General features: G+C 37.2%; 3 protein-coding genes. All 3 read left to right on the plus strand.

Annotated features, from left to right (window positions below; translation table 11 throughout):
• The coding region (locus tag HMPREF3270_RS10080; protein ID WP_371106804.1) for an ABC transporter ATP-binding protein at positions 1-868 on the plus strand (868 nt) is incomplete at its 5' end.
• A gap of 1 nt (position 869) precedes the next feature.
• Positions 870-2,462: an ABC transporter permease gene (locus HMPREF3270_RS10085; RefSeq protein WP_070849003.1), complete on the plus strand. Its 1,593-nt coding sequence runs from the start codon at positions 870-872 to the stop codon at positions 2,460-2,462.
• Positions 2,463-2,571: 109 nt separating this feature from the next.
• Positions 2,572-2,922: a zinc ribbon domain-containing protein YjdM gene (locus tag HMPREF3270_RS10090; RefSeq protein ID WP_070867252.1), complete on the plus strand. Its 351-nt coding sequence runs from the start codon at positions 2,572-2,574 to the stop codon at positions 2,920-2,922.
• The last annotated feature ends 98 nt before the right edge of the window (positions 2,923-3,020 follow it).

Here is a 3,020-nt window from a genome sequence, read left to right on the forward strand (position 1 = left end):
TTTTTATATATCAACCGAATTTGACAAAGAGCCATTAAATATGAGGGTTGAAGAAGGAGAAATCTTCGGCTTTATTGGTCCGAACGGTTCAGGTAAATCAACGACAATTAAGACGATGTTAGGCCAATTAAAACCAAGTTCCGGGAGTGTTACGTTATTTGGTAAGGATGCGTTTAAAGAAGCAGTAGCCATACATGAACGCATTGCGTATGTCCCAGGTGATGTGAATTTGTGGCCGAATTTAACTGGAGAAGAAGTTATTGAGTTCTTATTAAGTTTACAAAAGTCAGTGAACCATGAACGTAAACAAATGTTAATTCGAGATTTTGAGTTGGATATTCACAAGAAATGCAGTGCGTATTCTAAAGGGAATCGACAAAAAGTTGCTTTGATTGCCGCACTAAGTATGGAAGTAGATTTGTATATTTTTGATGAACCAACGTCTGGTTTAGACCCTTTAATGGAACGTGTCTTCCAGCATCACGTAAAAGCGTGCCGTGAGCGTGGAAAAACAGTACTATTATCAAGCCATATTCTTTCTGAAGTAGAACAACTATGTGACCGTGTAGGAATTATACGTAAAGGTGAATTAATAGAAACAGGCACATTAGATGAAATGCGTCATTTAACACGTATGCGCTTTACCGTCATGACACAAGAGATACTAACACATTTAGAAGCGCAACCAGGTGTACATGATGTAACCAAACAAGATGAAACGTATCAATTTCAAGTGGATACTGATCAAACCAGTACAGTGATTCAATATTTAAGTCGCTTCAACATTAAAAAGTTAGAAAGCCAACCGATGACTTTAGAAGATTTATTCTTACGACACTATGGCGAGCAGCTAAAAGAAGGTGAGTAAGATGACACAAAAGCGACTGACACTTTCTAAGATAATGTTGTTTTATTTGAAGCGGAATAAATGGTCTATCATCTTTTGGTTAGTAGGATTAATCGCATTAACCTTAATGATTCCACAATCATTTGCGAATTTGTATCCTGATAAACAAGCATTAGTACCACTGTTTGAAATGTTTAAGAATCCTGCGATGCAAGCGATGCTTGGTAAATTCTCTTTAGACCAAATGACTATAGCGACGATGTTCAGCTATGAGATGTTGATGTTTACTGTGATTCTCGTCAGTATTATGAATATCTTATTTGTTTCGAAAGATTCAAGAGGGGATGAAGAAGCGGGACGTTTAGCGATGTTATCTGCTTTACCGATAGGACGTGCGACATTGATTTTGAGTACGATAATTCAACAAGGAATCATTAATGTCATTTTAGGTATATCTATCAGTATAGGTTTGATGTTTACAGGTATTGATCATTTTACTGTTGAAGGTGCATGGCTATATGGCATGCTTATTGCGGTATCAGGTTTTATGATAAGTATGTTGACATTACTTGTCGCGCAATTAACCACGACACAAAGTCAGACAACAGGCATCAGTATTAGTTTGTTATTGATAATGTATTTAATCCGTGCCATAGGCGATGTGTCGGCTTCTTGGCTTTCTTACATTGTTCCGCTTGGTTGGATCACACGCGCTGATATTTATAGTCATAATCATTGGTGGCCGGTTGCTGCGTTATTTGGAATGTCTCTCATATTATTAATTATTGCGGAGATATTGAATAGACACCGTGATATGGAGTCTGGGTTATTGCCAACGTTTAAAGGGCATTCGCGTGCATCATCTTTATTAAAATCACCTTTAGGACTACAACTTCATTTACAGCGTACGGGAATAATCGTTTGGGCTATAGGTATGTTGATGCTAGGTTTATCGTATGGTTCGGTATTTGGAGATTTAGAAAATTTCTTTAAAGAAAATCCGCTGTTACAAAGAATGTTGACTGGCAAAGGAAATAACTATGCTGAACAATTTGTGCCGATATTGATGGCAATTATGGGCATGATTTCAACGATACCTGTTTTAATGGCAATCTTTAAAATCCAAAAGGAAATCAGATTAAGCCATACAGAAAGTATACTGGCTTTGCCCATACATCGCATACGTTATTTAATGAGCTTTATTTGGATTGGATTGATCAACAGTGTCTTGATGATTAGTTTAGCTGCGTTAGGAATGTATATGGGTGCTGTCTCAAGTATGGATAAACCTATTGCTTTTAATAAAATCTTCACTGCAGGGTTAGTTTTTATTCCAGCAATATTAGTCTTTGCGGGGTTGGCTGTCTGTATTATCGGTTGGTTTAAGAAAGGGAGTTTAATTGTCTATCCCTATTTAGCTTATTCTTTCTTAGTCGTATATCTAGGGCAATTATTAAATATAAAGCAATGGTTGAAAAAAGTGACGCCGTTTGGGCATGTACCACGTCTGCCGATTGCGGATATGGATTGGTCTGCGACTATAATTATGCTTGTGATAGCAACGATACTATTTATTTTGGGCATTGTTGGTTTTAAATATAAAGATATTTCTTAGACATGAATATAGAAAACAATTCAAAAAAATTAAATTCTAATCGCTGATATATCTTTTTCTATGAAAATATGGTAGATTTAGAGGGTCATTACAGAGCATGGAGGAGAACATGGAACAAACATTACCTAATTGCCCGAGCTGTGGTTCGGAATATACGTATTTAGATGGTGCGTTATTTGTCTGTCCGATGTGCGGACATGAATGGACGCAAGATTCAGTAGAAGAAGCTGAGGAAGCGTTAAAAGTACGAGATGCCAATGGTCAAGAATTACAAGACGGTGACACTGTGACAGTGATTAAGGACTTGAAAATCAAAGGTGCTTCATCTGTGATTAAGCAAGGTACGAAAGTTAAAGGTATCCGTCTAATAGATCCTGAAGACGGTCATGACATCGATTGTAAAATTCCAGGTGTCGGTCAAATCGGTTTAAAATCGATTTATGTTAAGAAAATCAAATAGTCTTGTATCGATGTAAACAGATATCAGCGTTGGAAAGCCCTCCTATTCAAACCGAGTAGGAGGGCTTTTTGTGTGCGCTCGGCATGATTAACAACTTG

Origin of the sequence: Staphylococcus sp. HMSC65H10 (genome assembly GCF_001839185.1) — a bacterium.
Classification (GTDB): Bacteria; Bacillota; Bacilli; order Staphylococcales; family Staphylococcaceae; genus Staphylococcus; species Staphylococcus simulans.

Excerpts from the sequence above, each read along its gene's own strand:
- HMPREF3270_RS10090 (WP_070867252.1), top strand. The coding sequence starts at position 2,572 with ATGGAACAAACATTACCTAATTGCCCGAGCTGTGGTTCGGAATATACG.
- HMPREF3270_RS10085 (WP_070849003.1), top strand. The coding sequence starts at position 870 with ATGACACAAAAGCGACTGACACTTTCTAAGATAATGTTGTTTTATTTG.